Raw genomic sequence first — 17699 nt, forward strand, 5'->3', positions numbered from 1 at the left:
CTCTTTCCTAAATGGATAATACGAGGATGAATTTCAATTTTTTTAAGACTCACCTGATTTTTTTCGTAACGAAAATGAAATTCAATATTTTAATAAAAATAACAATATTTATTTTAATTTCTTTTGTAAATGTTAAGTCTCAACACTGTGCAGGTTATCCAGATTCCAATTTTTGTTATAAAATAGATGGATTCAAATCTTTAGTCACTAGAATCGATAAAAAAATTGAATTTCCTCATAAGGTTTATGACGCCTCTATACATTTACTGGCTGATATAGACGGTGATTGTAATTCTGAGCTTATCACTTTTTCAAGAAGAGGAGATTCTATTTATATTATTGATTTAGTAAATGGAATTACAAAAATAACTATTCCAATTAAAAATGTTAACGCTTCTGAAAATAGCATATTAATTTCAGATATTAATGGTAATAACATTCCTGAATTTATAATTCAAACAGTTCGAAATCCAGCTAATCCAGATAATTTTGATAGCGACAGGCTTATTTGTTATGGTTTGGATGGTTCAATACTTTGGATATCTGACACAACCGTAAACGCAGTCAACAACGGAAATGCTCGGACTGGGGCTATTGGGATATGTGATTTTAATTTTGATGGGATTCCAGAAATATATACTTCAAATAAAATCTTTAATGCCTTAACCGGTAAAAAATTGGCGGATGGAGGCAATAATGGTTTTGGCTACAACAGATTGGCAATCGGAACATATATTCCTATAAGTGTCGCAGCGAATCTGGATTCAGATACAAGTGATTTGGAATTGGCAGCCGGTTTCAGTATTTACAAGGTAATGATTACCAATCCAAATGGAATGACCGGAAACTCGATGATCGCTAAAAATATTTTATTCAATGGTAGCACTGAAGATGGAACGACTAGTATTGCAGACATCAATTCCGATGGGATATTGGACGTGATTGTCTCTGCACCAACTAGAAACAGCGACCCAATTTTATATGCATATTACCTGGATAATAATTCCCCAAGTTTGATTAGTTATGCCAGTTTTCCAAATGTTCAACAAATCTCCCATGCATCTGTTGGCAATTTGAATAATAATGGCAGCCCAAGCATTATTGTAAATATCTCCACAAAATTGTATTCTTTTAGGTTCAATGGTTCGCAAGTATTTAACCCGGATTGGATTTTAAATACGACAGATACTTCGGGTGTTTGCGGAATTGGAATCTATGATATAGACGGCGATGGCTTGCAAGAAATAATTTTTCGGGATATGACTGATCTAAGAATATTATCAGGTATTGGAAGCACTCCATTCGTAATGAGTCAAATCAAATGCTCTTCTCCAACTTTAAGAGAATTCCCTACCATATCCGATTATGATCATACAGGTAATATTAAAATTTGTGTGACTTGTACAGATCCTTTTCCATACAGAAACCCTAGAATTACTGTCTTCGGTCCTCCGGATGGAGATCACTGGGCCCCTGCCCGGGGCATTTGGAATCAATATGCCTACAATCCACTTTACATCAACGATGATCTCACAGTGCCGCGTTACCAGAAGAATCAGGCGACTTACAGGAACGGTAAGTACAACAACTTCATGCAACAGGAATCCCTGCTGGATTCCAATGGCTTTTACAAAAGCCCCGCTGCAAGTCTGACCGGAAAGATCCAATGCATAAACTATGATCCCATCACAAAACTTTATACCTTAACATTTGATTTATTCAATCGTAAGGATGCTTCTGCAGTGGCAGACTCCAATCTGGCTATTTCTTTTTTTAACGGAGATCCAACCAATGCAGGAACCTTGATCGGCCATTATTATACGCTGAGATCCATTTATCCGGGAGACAGTTTGCTGAATCTGGAATTTAAATTTTCTGCCCGCAATCTTTCAGATCTGTTTATGGTGATCAACTCGGTACGCAATACCCCGGGCAACTTCGGAGATCAAGATTTTCTACAGGCAGAATGTGATTACACGGATAATATTTCGCGTACAATTGATCTTCCGAAGATTGACAGTATTCATGCAATGATTTGCAAGGGATCCTCTTATCGGTTTGTGGATACGAGCATCGTGGATGCAGGTAAGTATTATCGCAAGCTAAGTTCTGTAAAAGGATGTGATAGTTTAATTACGATATTGGATCTGACGACAGCTGATACCATTTACATCAATCAATCCATTCAAACTTGCGATGCATACTTCTGGAATCATCAGACCTTGACACAGACGGGCATTTATCGCTTTGACACCATTAATCAATTTGGTTGCGACAGCATCGTTAACCTGGATCTAACCATCCATAAATCCAATGCAACAAACATCAGACACACTGATTGCGATGCATACAGCTGGAATGGACAAACCTACAATACCGGTGGAATCTATTCGTACAAAACAAAAAATAGTTTCGGCTGCGACAGCACCGTAACGCTGGAACTCACTCTTCACCATTCCGATTCCAACCATTTGCAAATCGAAACCTGCAATTCATTTGTTTGGAATGGAAGGACCTATACACAAAGTGGTGTATATACACTCGACACCATCAATCAATTCGGATGTGACAGTGTGGTGCAATTAAATCTGAATATAAATTCTCAGATCAATAAAACCATTGTTCAAACCTCTTGTGATGCTTATCAATGGAATGGACGCAATTACAGTCAATCAGGAATTTATACGGATACGACACAAAGTTCCAAAGGATGCGACAGCATCACTACCCTGCAACTAACCATCAATAAATCCAACAGTTCAAATACGGTGCACACAACTTGCGACCGCTATGTATGGAATGGAAATACTTATACACAAAGCGGTACATATACTTTTCAAACACAAAATGCAAGTGGATGTGACAGCACCGCTACTTTGCAATTGACTGTAAAAAATTCAACTCAATCAGAGATCAATGTTGCAAGTTGTGATAAGTACTTCTGGAACAATGTAAGCTATACGCAAAGTGGAACGTATCAATACAACACAATTAATTCATCAGGCTGTGACAGCACGGCAGTTTTAAATTTGGTCATACATAAGTCGGATAGTTTGCTGCAAAAACAAACGGCATGTGAGACATTTGTTTGGAATAATGTCACGTACACACAATCAGGAAAATATATTTTTCAGACAATCAATCAATATGGCTGCGACAGCATCGTCACCTTGGATTTAAACATTGTTTCATCTACCAAAAAAGATACTTCCATTTCCATTTGTGACAGCATAATGTTTCTGGGTAAAAATTTAACAAGTTCCGGAAACTATTCCTTTCCTCTAACCAATGCGGCGGGTTGTGATTCCATCGTAAATTTGAATTTGAAAATCAACTCCAACTATTATAAACAAAATGTTATAAGATGTGATGCATACGTCTGGGATTTGAATGGCAAAAAGTTTGACACTTCCGGAATGTATTCAGAAAAATATACAAACAGCTCAGGTTGTGATTCTATTTATTATTTGGAATTAACCATCCATCCGAAGTATGAATTCACACAACAGGCAGAAGCATGTAAACAATACCGGTGGCCACTCAACAATCAATTGCTTACAGAATCTGGCCTGTACACCATTCCACTCAAAACCCATCAGGGCTGTGATTCCATTCTCAGTTTGGATCTTAAAATAAATGAAGATTTTGAAAAACGGGATACGGTCATCACAGATACGACCTACACATGGCCCGTCAATGCACAGACCTATGACAAGTCCGGAACGTATCAAGAGTCCTTCCGTTCGACGGTAGGTTGTGATTCGCTCCACTACCTGTATCTGCTCATCAAAAAGAATTACGGAATCTACTATCCCAATATCATATACCCCGGTGGGGTGAACAATGGATTTACATTATTCGATGATGGATCGACCATTGCACAGATCACAAAATTATCGATCTACGATCGCTGGGGATCGCAGGTATGGCAACAAGAAAACTTCGCTGCCAATGATCCCTCGCTGGGCTGGGACGGCAGCTTCAAGGGGAAAGCAGTCGTTCCGGGCGTATATGTGTGGCATGCTCAATTGACCCTGCAGGATGGTTCGGTGATCTCTTGGCAGGGGGAGGTGACGGTGGTGAGATAAGAATTTTGTCTGAACTGGGATTTATGGGAGTTGTGGGAAGGAATATCATTTTTTTTTGGATTGATTGAAGATGTAATATTCTTAGTTATGAAATATAATTTTATTCTCTCGATCTCACCCATCCCATGCATCCCAAAAATCATGGTTCAGACAGATAACGGAATTTTGTCTGAACTGGGATTTATGGGATTGTTGGGAGTTGTGGGAAGGATTATCATTTCTTTTTGAATTTATTGAAGATGTAATATTCTTGACCATGGATAAAATTCCATCATCGCGATCTCATTAATCCCATACATCCCAAAAATCATGGTTCAGACAATTGATGGGGATTGTATTACAGACCCGCCTTCATGATAATAATCATGTCTGACGTTGATTCCCATCAAGACCTCTGAGCGCATATTTTCTTTCCTTCGTGCTTAGAATTTTAAGCAGTATGTCCGTATATCATTCTCAGGGTAAGATTCCTCATAAAAGGCATGTCGCCTATAGACAAAAAACGGGTGAGTTGTACCATGAAGAACTCTTCGGAACCGAAGGGTTTTCGTCAACATCCTCTCTGGTGTACCATCTGAGGCCGCCTACCCGTGTCCGTCAAATCGGAAAGCCATGGTCCATCAAACCGGAATTAGCGTTCGAGGATAATTTACAGGCATTGAGTTTTTCTGGATTCAAGGCCACTCCAAAAGCCGATTACATAGAGAGCCGCAGGACTTTGTTTCTCAACGCGGATATGTCCGTAAGTCTTGCAGCTCCTACCGAATCCCTAAGAAGTTATTTTTATAAAAATGCCGATGCCGACGAGATGATTTTCATCCATGAAGGTGCTGGTGTGTTGCGTACCAGTTATGGCAATGTACGTTTTGAGTATGGCGATTATCTGGTCATACCACGGGGAACTGTCTACCAGATTGAATTTGATTCAGGCCTTAACCGTCACCTGATTGTGGAGTCTCATGGACCTATCCGAACGCCTGGTCGTTACCGCAACGCCATGGGACAATATCTGGAACATTCCCCTTTTTGTGAACGTGACTTCAAACTTCCTACGGATCTGGAAACCATCGATCAGGAAGGTGAGTTTCATCTGCGAATAAAAAAACGTGGGATGATTTACCCTTTCGTATATTCCAATCATCCTTTTGATGTAGTTGGGTGGGATGGTTATAACTATCCTTATGGAATTTCGATCTTTGACTTCGAACCCATTACAGGACGCATCCACATGCCTCCACCCATTCACCAACAGTTTGAAGGTCGTGGCTTTGTCATTTGTTCTTTCGTTCCAAGAATGTATGATTACCATCCCGACGCCATTCCGGCTCCATACCACCACAGCAATATTGACTCCGACGAAATTCTCTATTATGTGGATGGCGATTTTATGAGCAGAAACAACATTCAAAAAGGTCAGCTGACCCTACATCCTGCCGGCATTCCGCACGGACCACATCCGGGAGCGATTGAGAGAAGTATTGGACAAAAAGATACCAAAGAACTGGCCGTGATGATTGATCCTTTCAGTCCTGTAAGCATCACCAAAGATGCCATGGAAATTGAGGTCAAGGATTACTACAAATCATGGTTGGAAGAACCGGTGAGCGCACATTAATAAAAACTATTTTGCTAAAATTTAATATTACTTAAGATGATGAAAGATCTGACCACCGTACAGAATTATTCCTACAGCGGAGAAAAGATTTTCGAAAAAGCTCAGGATTTTCTCCCCATTAATGGAACTGATTTTGTTGAACTTTACGTAGGCAATGCCAAACAGGCAGCGCATTTTTATAAAACTGCTTTCGGATTTCAGTCTGTTGCCTATTCAGGATTGGAGACCGGCAATAAAGAAAAGTGCTCCTATGTCATCCAACAAGGAAAAATACGCCTGGTATTAACCTCTCCATTCAATCCGGACAGTGAAATTTCACAACACATTAGAATGCATGGCGATGGTGTTAAGTACATTGCACTGTGGGTAGATGATGCCAGAAAAGCATTTGAGGAAACTGTGTCGCGCGGTGCAAAATCATTCCTCGAACCGGTAAGTGTTTCAGACGAATTTGGCGAAATTGTTAAATCAGGAATACATACCTACGGTGATACCGTTCACCTGTTCATAGAAAGAAAAAATTATCACGGTCCTTTTATGCCTGGATACATAGCCTGGCATTCAGATTATCAACCTTCTGAGACTGGTCTCAAATACATCGATCACATGGTGGGTAATGTCGAACTTGGTGGAATGGACAAGTGGGCAAGATTCTATGCAGAAGTGATGGGTTTTGCCAATCTGATTACCTTCGACGACAAAGACATTTCTACCAAATACACCGCCTTGATGAGCAAGGTGATGACCAACGGGAATGGCCGAATCAAATTCCCCATCAACGAACCTGCAATGGGGCTAAAAAAATCACAGATCGAGGAATATCTTGATTTTTATAAAGGTCCGGGTTGTCAGCACATTGCAGTTGCCACCGACAACATCATCTTCACCATCAGTGAAATGAGAAAGAGAGGTGTTGAATTTCTTCATGTGCCCGGTGATTACTATGATACGGTCAAATCCAGGGTGGGTATCATAGAAGAAGACATGGAAGAGTTGAGAAAACTCGGCATCATGGTGGATCGTGACGAAGACGGTTACCTCCTGCAGATATTTACCAGACCGGTGGAAGATCGTCCGACCCTGTTCTTTGAAATCATCCAACGCAAAGGAGCAAAGTCATTCGGGAAAGGTAACTTTCAGGCTCTGTTCGAGAGCATAGAAGCCGAACAAGCTCGTCGCGGAACTTTATAGTCATCAAAAGGCCGTTTCATTTGCTCGGTCTGGTGGCCTGGTGCTTAGATTTTAGAGACATATTGTGCGATTATTAGAAAACCATTTAGGTTAAGGCTCTGTATTCGATGCTTTCCTCCCATTAAATTGCAACTGATTGGCGAACAACTTGTTAAGTTAGCAAATTTATTCCCAATGGGAAGGTCAAAGTAAGCTAAAACAGGCTGTATCATAAAATTTATGGCATTTATGAAATAAAACACGTATCTTTGTGGTACTTTGTCTGAAGATTGTATCTCAATCTACTGGTAAAATTCAATTACCGTCGGTTTCACATTACATTTTTCTTTAAAGTGCCTAACATTAAAAAACTTTAATGACGTTTACTGATTTGAATTTAATTACGCCGCTACTTTCGGCGCTCGATAAAAAAAATTACCTAAAACCTTCCCCCATTCAGGCCAAAAGTATCCCACACCTGCTCGCAGGGAAAGACATCTTTGGCTGTGCCCAGACCGGTACAGGAAAAACCGCTGCTTTTACACTTCCTATCTTGCAAATGATGGAAGCCTCTAAAACCAATCAAATAAGAAGGACCATAAAAGCTTTAATTCTTGCACCTACCCGCGAACTGGCAACCCAGATCAGCGAAAATGTAAGAGATTATGGAGCTAACCTAAATTTCACACATGCAACTGTCTTCGGAGGAGTGTCCCAGACACAACAAGTCAATGCATTGAGAAGAGGAATTGATATCCTGATTGCAACGCCCGGCAGATTGCTGGATCTCATGCAACAGGGATTTGTCAATCTGAATCATGTGGAATATTTCGTTTTGGATGAAGCTGACCGCATGCTGGACATGGGATTCATCAATGACATGAGAAAAGTGATCGCCAAGTTGCCGGCAAAAAAACAAACCATGTTTTTTTCCGCCACAGCTGCACCAAATATCATGCAACTCGCCAATACCATTCTTAAAAATCCGGTAAGCGTTTCCGTCAATCCTGTTTCCTCTACTGCACCTGCGATCAGACAAAGTGTTTACTTTGTACAACGTCCTCAAAAAAGTGCTTTACTGAAACATATCCTGAAGACAGATAAAATCGATCACGTGTTGATCTTTACCCGCACCAAAAGAGGTGCTGATAAAGTTGCCAAAGACCTTAAAGGAATCAACATCAAAGCAGAAGCCATCCACGGGAATAAGTCTCAGACTGCCCGCGAAAAAGCCCTTAAAGGTTTTAAGGACAGGACAGTAAGTGTATTGGTTGCTACCGATATCGCATCAAGAGGAATTGATGTGGACAAACTCACCCACGTGATCAATTATGAAATTCCTGAACAAGCTGAAAATTACGTACATCGCATCGGCCGGACCGGTAGAGCGGGTGAAACAGGTGAAGCTGTTTCCCTTTGCAGTACAGAAGAAATGGCTTATTTTAGAGGCATACAAAAATTAATAAAAAAAGATATTGAAGTCATTAAAAAACATCCCTACCTGTAGGACTTTTTCTTCAACATCTATTACAAGAATAATTATATTAAACAATCATTAAATTAAAAGCATGAAAAACGGTGTAGTAAAATTTTACAACGAAGCCAAAGGATTTGGATTTATTAAAGAAGATAATGGACAAGAAATTTTTGTTCATGCTTCCGGATTAAAAGAAGAGATTCGCGAAAACGATAAGGTTACCTTTGACGTTCAGGATGGAAAAAAAGGTCTTAACGCGGTTAACGTAAAGTTAGCTTAAGCTTAAGGCTATAATTCCAACAGACGTTCTATAGTTTTTCGTCCTGCTTCTTTAAAATTTAAGATGGATTTTCCATCAGTGTTTTCTGATTAAATATTTTTTTAGAATCAGGCGCCGGGCTTTCGCCAGGTGGATAGAAGGATCGATGAAATTCATCCAAAATCAATTGAAGTCTTACAAAAATCAAGGAGTACTCAGTACTCCTTGATTTCTTTTTTGATTGCATTTTCTGCTGCAACTGTGCCCCTTTTTGGTACAGAATTACAACTTTGATGCACCCAAATTCAAGTGTCCGCATCGCACCATCTTTAGATCAGGAATAATCTACATGGACCCTCATGATTTATCCCTTTTCATAATCAAGTTTTATCTTAAATTTGACTTGTGATTCAGTCCTTTGAAGACGAATGGATTTTCTCATGGCAGTGTTGATATTCCATTTTGTCAAAAGCCAACTCATCAGATGCTGTATTTATGAAAGAAAATATCTACTCCGTTATCGCAGGTACAGGAAGTTTTATTCCCGAAAATGTTATCCTCAACAGCGATTTCATGCAAAGTACTTTTTATGATCAGGATAAAAAGAATATAGATACGCCCAATGAAGATTTAATCAGCAAGTTTCAAAAAATAACCACCATCAGCGAAAGGCGCTACGCAGACGATCACATGGTTACTTCTGACATGGCCTACCTGGCTGCAAAGGATGCCTTGGAATCTTCCGGCATCGATCCGGAAAGTCTTGACCTGATCATCGTTGCACATAATTTTGGGAATGTCAAAAAGAATAACCGCAAATCTGATTTAGTGCCGAGCCTTGCCTCCAGGGTTAAATATCACCTGGGCATTAAAAATCCTAACACAGTCGCATTTGACCTCATCTTTGGCTGCCCGGGATGGCTCCAAGGCATGATCCAGGCGGATTACCAGATCAAATCAGGCAATGCACAACAAATCATGGTCATCGGCTCTGAAATGCTCTCCAGGGTCTCCGATCCACATGATCGGGACAGTATGATCTACTCTGATGGTGCAGGCGCAACCATTCTTAAAGCTATACGCAGTGAAGTACCGATCGGAATGATCGCCCACTCCGTCCGGACAGATGCCTTTAATGAAGCTCACTATCTCGAAATGAAGGAGTCTAACAGCCCGGATTATTCTGGATCTGAGCTTTATCTCAAAATGCAGGGACGCAAACTTTATGAATATGCGCTGAATCAGGTTCCGCAATTGGTTAAAGACTGCATCGTAAAATCTGATCTTCAATTCGACCAAATCAAAAAAGTACTCATCCATCAGGCCAATGGCAAAATGGATGAAGCCATCCTTCACAGAATATGCCAACTTTTTGGAAAAAAATCTGATCCCGCCAGTCTGATGCCCATGACCATTGATAAACTGGGAAACAGCTCTACGGCTACACTTCCAACACTCCTCGATCTGATCCTAAAAAATAAAATGAAGGACCACGATCTGAATAAAGACGACTATGCTGTTTTTGCATCTGTAGGCGCAGGAATGAACATCAATGCGTTTACCTATAAATTTGCTTGATGACTACCTAATTTTAGGCGTTCTTCCATAGATCATATAATAAAAAAAAGAAACAAACAAACTTCCACCTGCAAGATTTCCTAAAATTACAGGAACCAAATTTTTTATAAATCCTGCAAAGTTGATCGACTCTGCACCGGGAACTAAAAGATTTGCTTCCTTCAACAAAAAACCCATCGGAATCAGAAACATGTTTGCGATGCTGTGCTCAAATCCACAAGCCACAAATGCAGTGATGGGGAAAATAATCACCACCACCTTATCCACTACACTCCTACCTGCCTGTGCCATCCAAACCGCCAAACAAACCAACACATTACACAACATGCCACTGAAAAAACACTGCAGAAAGGATAAATTACATTTCATTGCAGCAATTTTAACATAAGTCATTCCAACCGCACCTCCATTCATGTCTGGATGTCCGGAAAAGTAAACCAATAATGCAATGCCTGCAGCTCCTATAAAATTTGCGGAAGCTACTACAATCCAGTTGCGCAATACTTCTGAAAACTTCAACTTACCATCTGCCCAGGCCATCACCAGTAAATTGTTTCCGGTAAAAAGTTCGGCACCGGCTATGACCACCAATATCAATCCCAATGAAAATACCAGCCCTCCAATAAACCTTCCTGCAACAAAACCCAATCCTGTTTCAGATTGAACCAACACAAAACACATCGCACCCAATCCAATAAATGCCCCAGCAAGAATACCCAACATAAACATGGATAGCAAAGGAAGTCTCGCTTTAACAACACCGACATTTTCTACCCGTTCTGCAATTTCCTTTGGTGAAAAAGCATCAAATCCAAAAATTTCCTGCATAAAATGGCTTTATATTATTTTCAAATGTAATACAAAGCCAGAAGAGAAGTCTTAACTTTCCAAATTGAAATAACTGGTCAGATAAATTTTATGGGGATTAATTAGAAATTAAGCAGCATTAATAGATGGTTTAAATAGATTCGGATACCTTATATAATTATCGAATGAGAAATTCCGATCGGCCTTTTTCATTTTAGCTAAAACTGATTTAAAAAGCGTTCAAAACAAAATACTGTTTGAGCTCACATGCAGATATGCTAATGAATTTATGACAGTAAGGCCTGAAGCTATTCTGACTGCTTATGGCGAGTTTATTTTGTTTAGCTTTTTAAAACAGTTTTAGCGTTAAGAAATGAAAACAGCCTTGATTTTTTTTGGTTCTTTTTTTAACCCATACTATGCATTAGGGTTTCGTTATGAAAGGCAAAAGACCAAAAAAGACAAGTGCTCCCGCAAGATTTTTTGACAAGGCATAGTGGATTCTATGGTGCAGGAGAAAAATCGAGGAAGTACTTGTATTTGTAGGTGTTTTGACTTGGAATAGAAATTCTAATGCATAGAATGGGTTTATCAAGACAAAAAAGAACAATGACAATAGGATGAAACTTAGGACAACTTTAGTGAATAACTGGTTCCGCAAAACTGGTTTCTCCCTAAAAATTTTGACTTGACCCGAAATATCTCAAAACTTCAATCTTCCTGTTCGAATTTTAAAAAGTAGAGTCAATTAAATCAGCAAACAATAATTTTTAAAGTGCATCAACGTACAAATACAGATCCCAATAATAATTTACACTTTAACGACCCAGCCACCTCAATGACTCATCAATAACCTCGTTCATGTGATTGCTTACAAAAACGCTCTTTCCTTCTGCATCTTTTTTCCATTCCGAAAAAGAATGATCATACGGATAAACTTTGAATGTGATGTTTTTCTTTTCCTTTCTGAGCGCCTCGATCTGTATATAATCATAACTGAGAACAGAAGTATTTCGATCTTTTGACGCAGCAACCAAATAGACAGGAATATTTAAAGAAATAATGTCCTCCACTGGCTGATTCTTGCAAAAACTACTCCAGCGAAGATAGGTATGCCCAAACCATTCCCGATCGGTCGCAGCTGCATTTTTATAAATATCTTCAAAAATCAATTTAAGTGAATCAATATTTTTCTGAGCTTCCTCTTCTGCAATGATCCCACAAGCAGCATCCGTTCTATTTTGGATAATAAAATCATAAAACTGACTTAAGCCGTTCCCTACTAATAATACACAATGGGTAATCTTTTTACATTTTGCAGCCAACTTGGCCCCAACCTGAAATCCTTCTGAAATTCCCATCACAGCAACCTTGCTTTGATCAACGGGATAATCTTTAATCACTTTTTTCAGCACCGCTTGAGCTGCTTCAACCCTCCAGTCCAAAGAGAGTCTTCTGGTATATTCTGCAGGCTCCGGGTAAATGGGATAACCATGTTCGGGATCTCTTTTGACACTGTCTGCAAAGGGCACTCCGGGTTTACTGATGAGGACGATGTGGTAGTACTCTGATAATTTTCTATAATCAAATGGGACTGTACTCGCTGTCCCTTTTTCTACCAATTGAAAAAGTGGCATAGGTCCCGAACCATCTACATACAATAGAAGTGGTTTCTTTTGAGAAGATTTGGGAGTGCTCACATAATAATTTACAGTACCCAGATCTTTCGTTACGAGGGAATGATTTTTAAATCCATATTTTTCCGGATTTACGGCTTGAGAATGGCTGGCTTGTGAGAAAGAGGCCATTAAAAGAAAAACTAAAATATGGGTCTTTAATTGATAAATTTTCATTTTCAAAGTTATAAAAATAAATTTCAATTAAATTAAAGAAGAACAAATTTATTGCAGTATTGGACAGCTTTGTTCTAATTAAATATCAATAAAAAGTATGACGATTATTTCTCTAAATCAAGAATTTTTTCCTTAAGCTGATCGTCATTTGGAGACAATTCCAAAGCCAGTTTGTAATACTTGAGGGCGTTCATTTTATCTCCACTTTTTAAATAGGCTTCTGCAAGACTGTCATAAGTATTTACCACCTTAGGAAAAAGCGATACGTTCATTTTAAATAGATCCAAAGCGATTTCCATTTTATTTCCTCTGAGAAACTGATAGCCGAAGTAGTTTAAAAATCGATCGTCATAGGGAAGTTTAGCTTGCATGGCCAAATCCTCCACATGTTGTTTAACATAATCCATTCCCTTCTCCTTGATAATTTTATACAATACCATTTGAAATGGCAACTCAAGCGGAGGATATGATTCACCATTCAAAATTGCCTTGATTCTTGGTGACAATTCATCGGCAATTTCACCGGTGTTGGCCATCACCGCAAAAGAAAAGCCACTTTTTTCATGATAGTAAATGGTCGCATTCCAAATATCAGTCCCACCGGCAAACATTCCATTGCCATATTTTCTGCCGGAAGCCAATTGGCCATTCATCTTAGCTTCGGCAAACCTCAACATGTCGCCGATGTTCATATAAATTCCGCCGGCAGGTGTACTGTTACTGCTTTCATCCACACTTCTCTTTTTCCCATCGAAATCTATCAAATGGCCAAATGCCCGATTGACTTGTCTTGACTTCTGATCTCTGGCATAATAGATTTCCGATATTCCCAATGGTTTTGCAATTCTGGTTAAAAGATTTTCCTCATAACTTTTTCCTGTTACTTTTTCAATCAGTGCACCCAAGACTGCATATCCTGAATTGGAGTATTCTTGTTGCGTCCCCGGTTCAAAAAGCAATGGCTCCACTTTTATAATTTCAATCAATTCGTTCAGACTAAAATCGGTTTGTTGAATCTTTCTGAATTTCGGATTTCTCAGATAATCTCCTAATCCAGCTTTCATGTCAAGCAACATCTCAACAGTAATTTTATCTTCGTTATCCGCAGCAATTACATCAATATATTTACTAAGTTTATCTTGATATTGGAGATGACCCTCTTGCACCAGCTGATGAATTATTTCCTCTGTAAATTGCTTATTCAGCGAACCAATATTGAATAATTTTTTGGGGTCCATTTCCCTCTTTGTATTCCAGTCTGCATAACCATACTTCCTGTAATAAATTTGTTTGGTGCGGTGGGACAGAATTACCTGTCCGGTAAATATTCCTTTGTCATATGCATCACTCAAAAGTGAATCCAGCTTTTGAAACATGACCGTATTCACATCTTGAGTGAAAACATTTGCACTCACCATCATGACCCCAATGATTAGAAATTGAATTTTCATTGCAATTAATTTTATTTCTTATTATTTTTTAAACGATCAAGAGCAATTCAATCATCAACCAATTAACTAATTAGCTCATTTTCAAATTTCCTAATTCTCTCGTTAGCCGCTTTCGCGCCTGCCTGCCGACGCAGTCAGGCAGGGTTCCTTCTCTTATCGTGCTGTGGCACGATACTCTGCCGAAGCAGAGATCGTTCAGTCACTCATTAGCACATTAACTCATTATCACATTAGCTAATTATTACATTAGCTCATTCATTTATCCTCCCCGCTTCTTCCTCCATCCCCGTTTTTCTTTTACTCGATTTCAGATTCTGGTTTCCAAACAAATAGCTGACGCTGATGCTTGCCCTTCTTGTATCATAACGGCCGCTTCCTTCAGATTCCAATCCATCAAAACTGGAAACGCCATCCCATCCCGATTCATAAAACAAATCAGAGATACCCAATCGCACATTCATGCGATCGTTTAAGAATTTACGTTGCAACCCAAGGTCGAGACTCCAACTGGACTCATAGACAAAAACACCTCCCCAGACGCCCGGGCCGGAATAATATCCGGACACTTCTCCTTTAAGTTTCCAGGGAAGTTCGAAAGTGTGCTGTTGGTAAATGTTGTAGGTAAAAGCTTGTACATCCACGACAGCGCCTTCACCGTAATCAGCCTGATTGTCGATGTGTGATCCGCTGAGGTTGAAATAGGCATTCCAGAATTTTAAAATTTCTACCGGAATGCTGACACTGGTACTCCAAATTTTTTGAGTGGCCAGATTATCCCAGGAAATGAAGCTGGCTCTTGGATCAGAATCATCGGGCCCAATAAGACGGGTGATTTGATTTTCTGTGAGACTGTATCCCGCTTTAAAATTATAACGGGAACCAAGGGTATATCCTAATTCAATGTTGTTGACAATCTCCGGCCTGAGAAACGGATTTCCTTTTTCAAAGGAAAGTTGGCTCAACTGATTGTTGAATGGATTAAGTACATTGTAATCCGGACGATTGATTCTTTTACCATAGTTGAGATTAAAGGAATGTTTTGGGGAAGGTGTAAAGTTGAGTCCGGCACTGGGAAACCAACTGAGATAATCCAGTAAAACAGGTGGCTCCTGAAGTTCCGGAAGAAAAGCACGGAGATCTCCTGTTGCATTGGTTTGTTCGGTGCGCATTCCGAAACTGGCGTTCCATTTTTTTGTCAAAGGTCTTTGGTAATTTAAATAAACCGCATAAACATTTTCATCGTATTCAAACAAATTAGATCGTCTGTCATCCCGAATATTCAGTCCGGTTATTTCATCAAAAACCAGGAAAGTATTATCAGAAACCACCTTGCTGATTTTTGTTCCTGCAGCAACTGTTCCGCCAAATAAATTTTGCTCATAATCAGCTTTGAAAGTGTAAATTTTAATGTCCGTCGGAGTCTCAAAATTATTGATGACTCTGCTCAATACAGAATCCTCTGTGGCATTCCAATAAGCATTTGGTTGTGATCTCCTGCCGTCATTGGTAAAATGCCCATAGTCAAGGTCTATATTGAAATTTCTTCCTTTTTTTGCATCGTAGCGATAGTTGAGGTTGTAGGTGTTCTGATGTCGGGTATTTTTACTAACCGTCTGGGCTACCAGTATGCTGTCCACTAACGATTGGCTGGTTGCCTCTGCGATGGTAATGCGATTGTATCCAAGTTGTCTTCCCATGTGCAAGCCAGGCGAATAGAGGAATCCAATGGTTTGATTTTTATCCAGATAATAATCTGCACCGAGTCGGAGATTTGCAAATCGTCCACGGTTGCGCAGCACATTTAACTCTTCAAGGTAAAGTCCATTTTGGTAACTGATGAAATCGAGGGTATTGAATCCCTTTTGTTGCCCAATTCCCAATTGTCCAAAAAAATTAAATTTTTTGTTTCGATAATTAGCATTGCTACTTAAGTTGGTCCGGTTGTATTTTCCCTGACCGCTGGTCACACTCACTGTACCGTTGGCACCAAGACTTTTATCTCTTTTCAGGCGAATGTCCAGAATACCCGCATTCCCCTCTGCTTCATATTTGGCTCCGGGATTGGAGATGATGTCTATGCGATCAATTTGCTCTGCGGGAAGACTTTGCAGATAATTACTCAGTTCCTCTCCATTCAGCGGAAGACGTTTTCCATCCACGTAAACCAAAACACCGGTACGCCCCAGTACGCTGATGTTGTCATTGTTGTCTACTGTAACGCTCGGAGCTTTGCGTAGCAAGGACAAGGCATCGGAGCCTACACTGTTGATGGTTCCCTGTACGTTAAAGACCGTTCGGTCAGGTTTGATCTCAATTAATGCACGGGTGGCTTTTACGGTGGCTGCATCCAGGGCAATGCTACCGGATTGCAAGGTCAGGGTACCCAGATCCATGGCTTGTCCTGGCTTTAATGACAACTTACTGATCTTTAGATTGTCCATGCCAAGAAAACTCGCCATCACCTCATAAACCCCCTCCTTCAAACCCGCAAAGGCAAATTTACCCTCTGCATCACTAGGCTCCACTTTTACGATCGAACTGTCCACAGCCTGATACAGGACTACGTTGGCAAACTCTACTGCCCCGCCTTCCGGGCTCTTTAAAGCTCCGTAAATACGGCCTTCCTGGGCCATCAAGCTTCCAGTTACAAACATTAATAACGACCAAAACCAAACTCTCTTCATAATCTATTAAAATTGCATCAATTTAAAACTTGCGTCAGCGCATAGAGGAATGTAGAACTCCCCCCGGCCTCTTCGCCCAACAAAAGTAAACATTTTGGCAAACATATACGAAAGCTTTCGTACTTTAAGAACAATTTAACATTTGCCAATGATTGGGTCATTGCAATCCTTTTTTTTATTGGTCAGTCATTTTGGAAACACATTCATAATTTGCAAAGCCTGTTCCTCCAAATGTATCTCATAAAAATTTAAATCGCCGTTGATACCTCAAGTCATTCAAAATAAATGTCCAAAAATTTGGAATTCTCAATCAGCCTTTACTATATTCACTCAGTTTTTACTACACCACATTTTTTTAGACACCGATTTAACACTGGGTATGTAGCATTTATATATGGTTTAAAAATATAACTCATGAGCAATAAATATATTGGTAAATTAATCGACACATGCGTTCGTAAAACAAATAATTTTACATTTAATATCAATAATATTGAAGTCCCAATCCCCACTACAAATTATCTTAGCTTCCTTGGTGAAATTCCCGAAGATCACCAACTTAAAATTTATTCATCAAATGGAATCGAGGTCTATTCTGGTAAAGTGGTTGAAAAAACAATAAACACCTCAAATTTTCCTCCCGGAATTTACTTTTTAGAATTGTCATCAAGTTCAAAATCAATTTTTAATAAAGTATTTATTTCCAAAGTTCATTAG

Annotated in this window: 13 protein-coding genes; 8 read left to right on the top strand and 5 right to left on the bottom strand. The window is 39.5% G+C overall.

From position 1 onward, the window contains the following. Positions 1 to 74 precede the first annotated feature (74 nt). The 6 genes from IPJ53_15675 to IPJ53_15700 all read left to right on the top strand — a co-directional run bounded on the left by IPJ53_15675 (position 75) and on the right by IPJ53_15700 (position 8630). Entirely contained in the window at positions 75 to 4088 is a 4014-nt protein-coding gene (locus tag IPJ53_15675) for a gliding motility-associated C-terminal domain-containing protein (protein ID MBK7800541.1), read from the top strand. Between the two features lie 87 nt (positions 4089 to 4175). Then, positions 4176 to 4316 (top strand): hypothetical protein, encoded by a 141-nt coding sequence (locus tag IPJ53_15680; protein MBK7800542.1) that lies wholly within the window; start codon positions 4176 to 4178, stop codon positions 4314 to 4316. A 211-nt stretch (positions 4317 to 4527) separates the two neighbouring features. Then, complete coding sequence (locus tag IPJ53_15685) at positions 4528 to 5703, top strand: homogentisate 1,2-dioxygenase (protein MBK7800543.1); 1176 nt, start codon at positions 4528 to 4530, stop codon at positions 5701 to 5703. Positions 5704 to 5742: 39 nt separating this feature from the next. Then, on the top strand, positions 5743 to 6894 hold the full coding sequence (gene hppD / locus IPJ53_15690) for a 4-hydroxyphenylpyruvate dioxygenase (protein MBK7800544.1): 1152 nt from the start codon (positions 5743 to 5745) through the stop codon (positions 6892 to 6894). A 355-nt stretch (positions 6895 to 7249) separates the two neighbouring features. Further along, complete coding sequence (locus tag IPJ53_15695; GenBank protein MBK7800545.1) at positions 7250 to 8380, top strand: DEAD/DEAH box helicase; 1131 nt, start codon at positions 7250 to 7252, stop codon at positions 8378 to 8380. A 61-nt stretch (positions 8381 to 8441) separates the two neighbouring features. Continuing rightward, a complete protein-coding gene (locus tag IPJ53_15700; GenBank protein ID MBK7800546.1) occupies positions 8442 to 8630 on the top strand; it encodes a cold shock domain-containing protein in 189 nt (62 codons plus the stop codon). Positions 8631 to 8688: 58 nt separating this feature from the next. Here the strand turns inward: IPJ53_15700 and IPJ53_15705 are convergent, their stop codons facing one another. Further along, positions 8689 to 8928 (bottom strand): hypothetical protein, encoded by a 240-nt coding sequence (locus tag IPJ53_15705; GenBank protein MBK7800547.1) that lies wholly within the window; start codon positions 8926 to 8928, stop codon positions 8689 to 8691. 176 nt (positions 8929 to 9104) lie between these two features. Between IPJ53_15705 and IPJ53_15710 the strand changes: the two genes are divergently transcribed. After that, positions 9105 to 10187: a ketoacyl-ACP synthase III gene (locus IPJ53_15710; GenBank protein ID MBK7800548.1), complete on the top strand. Its 1083-nt coding sequence runs from the start codon at positions 9105 to 9107 to the stop codon at positions 10185 to 10187. Positions 10188 to 10190: 3 nt separating this feature from the next. On the opposite strand, the gene IPJ53_15715 is transcribed toward IPJ53_15710, so the two are convergent. From IPJ53_15715 to IPJ53_15730, 4 genes are all read right to left on the bottom strand, one after another. Further along, a complete protein-coding gene (locus tag IPJ53_15715) occupies positions 10191 to 11015 on the bottom strand; it encodes a formate/nitrite transporter family protein (GenBank protein ID MBK7800549.1) in 825 nt (274 codons plus the stop codon). A gap of 797 nt (positions 11016 to 11812) precedes the next feature. Next, positions 11813 to 12847 (bottom strand): hypothetical protein, encoded by a 1035-nt coding sequence (locus IPJ53_15720; protein ID MBK7800550.1) that lies wholly within the window; start codon positions 12845 to 12847, stop codon positions 11813 to 11815. Between the two features lie 104 nt (positions 12848 to 12951). Next, positions 12952 to 14298: a serine hydrolase gene (locus tag IPJ53_15725; protein MBK7800551.1), complete on the bottom strand. Its 1347-nt coding sequence runs from the start codon at positions 14296 to 14298 to the stop codon at positions 12952 to 12954. A gap of 251 nt (positions 14299 to 14549) precedes the next feature. Next, positions 14550 to 16982, bottom strand: coding sequence for a TonB-dependent receptor (locus IPJ53_15730; GenBank protein ID MBK7800552.1), 2433 nt, complete (start codon positions 16980 to 16982; stop codon positions 14550 to 14552). 414 nt (positions 16983 to 17396) lie between these two features. Between IPJ53_15730 and IPJ53_15735 the strand changes: the two genes are divergently transcribed. Beyond that, positions 17397 to 17699, top strand: coding sequence for a T9SS type A sorting domain-containing protein (locus IPJ53_15735; GenBank protein MBK7800553.1), 303 nt, complete (start codon positions 17397 to 17399; stop codon positions 17697 to 17699).

Source organism: Candidatus Vicinibacter affinis, from assembly GCA_016714365.1.
Lineage (GTDB): Bacteria > Bacteroidota > Bacteroidia > Chitinophagales > Saprospiraceae > Vicinibacter > Vicinibacter affinis.

What these genes read in the sequence shown, in the direction of transcription:
- IPJ53_15730 (MBK7800552.1), bottom strand. Translation starts at nt 16,982, where the DNA reads ATGAAGAGAGTTTGGTTTTGGTCGTTATTAATGTTTGTAACTGGAAGC.
- IPJ53_15720 (MBK7800550.1), bottom strand. Translation starts at nt 12,847, where the DNA reads ATGAAAATTTATCAATTAAAGACCCATATTTTAGTTTTTCTTTTAATG.
- IPJ53_15675 (MBK7800541.1), top strand. Translation starts at nt 75, where the DNA reads ATGAAATTCAATATTTTAATAAAAATAACAATATTTATTTTAATTTCT.
- hppD (MBK7800544.1), top strand. Translation starts at nt 5,743, where the DNA reads ATGAAAGATCTGACCACCGTACAGAATTATTCCTACAGCGGAGAAAAG.
- IPJ53_15680 (MBK7800542.1), top strand. Translation starts at nt 4,176, where the DNA reads ATGAAATATAATTTTATTCTCTCGATCTCACCCATCCCATGCATCCCA.
- IPJ53_15710 (MBK7800548.1), top strand. Translation starts at nt 9,105, where the DNA reads ATGAAAGAAAATATCTACTCCGTTATCGCAGGTACAGGAAGTTTTATT.
- IPJ53_15705 (MBK7800547.1), bottom strand. Translation starts at nt 8,928, where the DNA reads ATGCGGACACTTGAATTTGGGTGCATCAAAGTTGTAATTCTGTACCAA.
- IPJ53_15695 (MBK7800545.1), top strand. Translation starts at nt 7,250, where the DNA reads ATGACGTTTACTGATTTGAATTTAATTACGCCGCTACTTTCGGCGCTC.
- IPJ53_15715 (MBK7800549.1), bottom strand. Translation starts at nt 11,015, where the DNA reads ATGCAGGAAATTTTTGGATTTGATGCTTTTTCACCAAAGGAAATTGCA.
- IPJ53_15725 (MBK7800551.1), bottom strand. Translation starts at nt 14,298, where the DNA reads ATGAAAATTCAATTTCTAATCATTGGGGTCATGATGGTGAGTGCAAAT.
- IPJ53_15685 (MBK7800543.1), top strand. Translation starts at nt 4,528, where the DNA reads ATGTCCGTATATCATTCTCAGGGTAAGATTCCTCATAAAAGGCATGTC.
- IPJ53_15735 (MBK7800553.1), top strand. Translation starts at nt 17,397, where the DNA reads ATGAGCAATAAATATATTGGTAAATTAATCGACACATGCGTTCGTAAA.
- IPJ53_15700 (MBK7800546.1), top strand. Translation starts at nt 8,442, where the DNA reads ATGAAAAACGGTGTAGTAAAATTTTACAACGAAGCCAAAGGATTTGGA.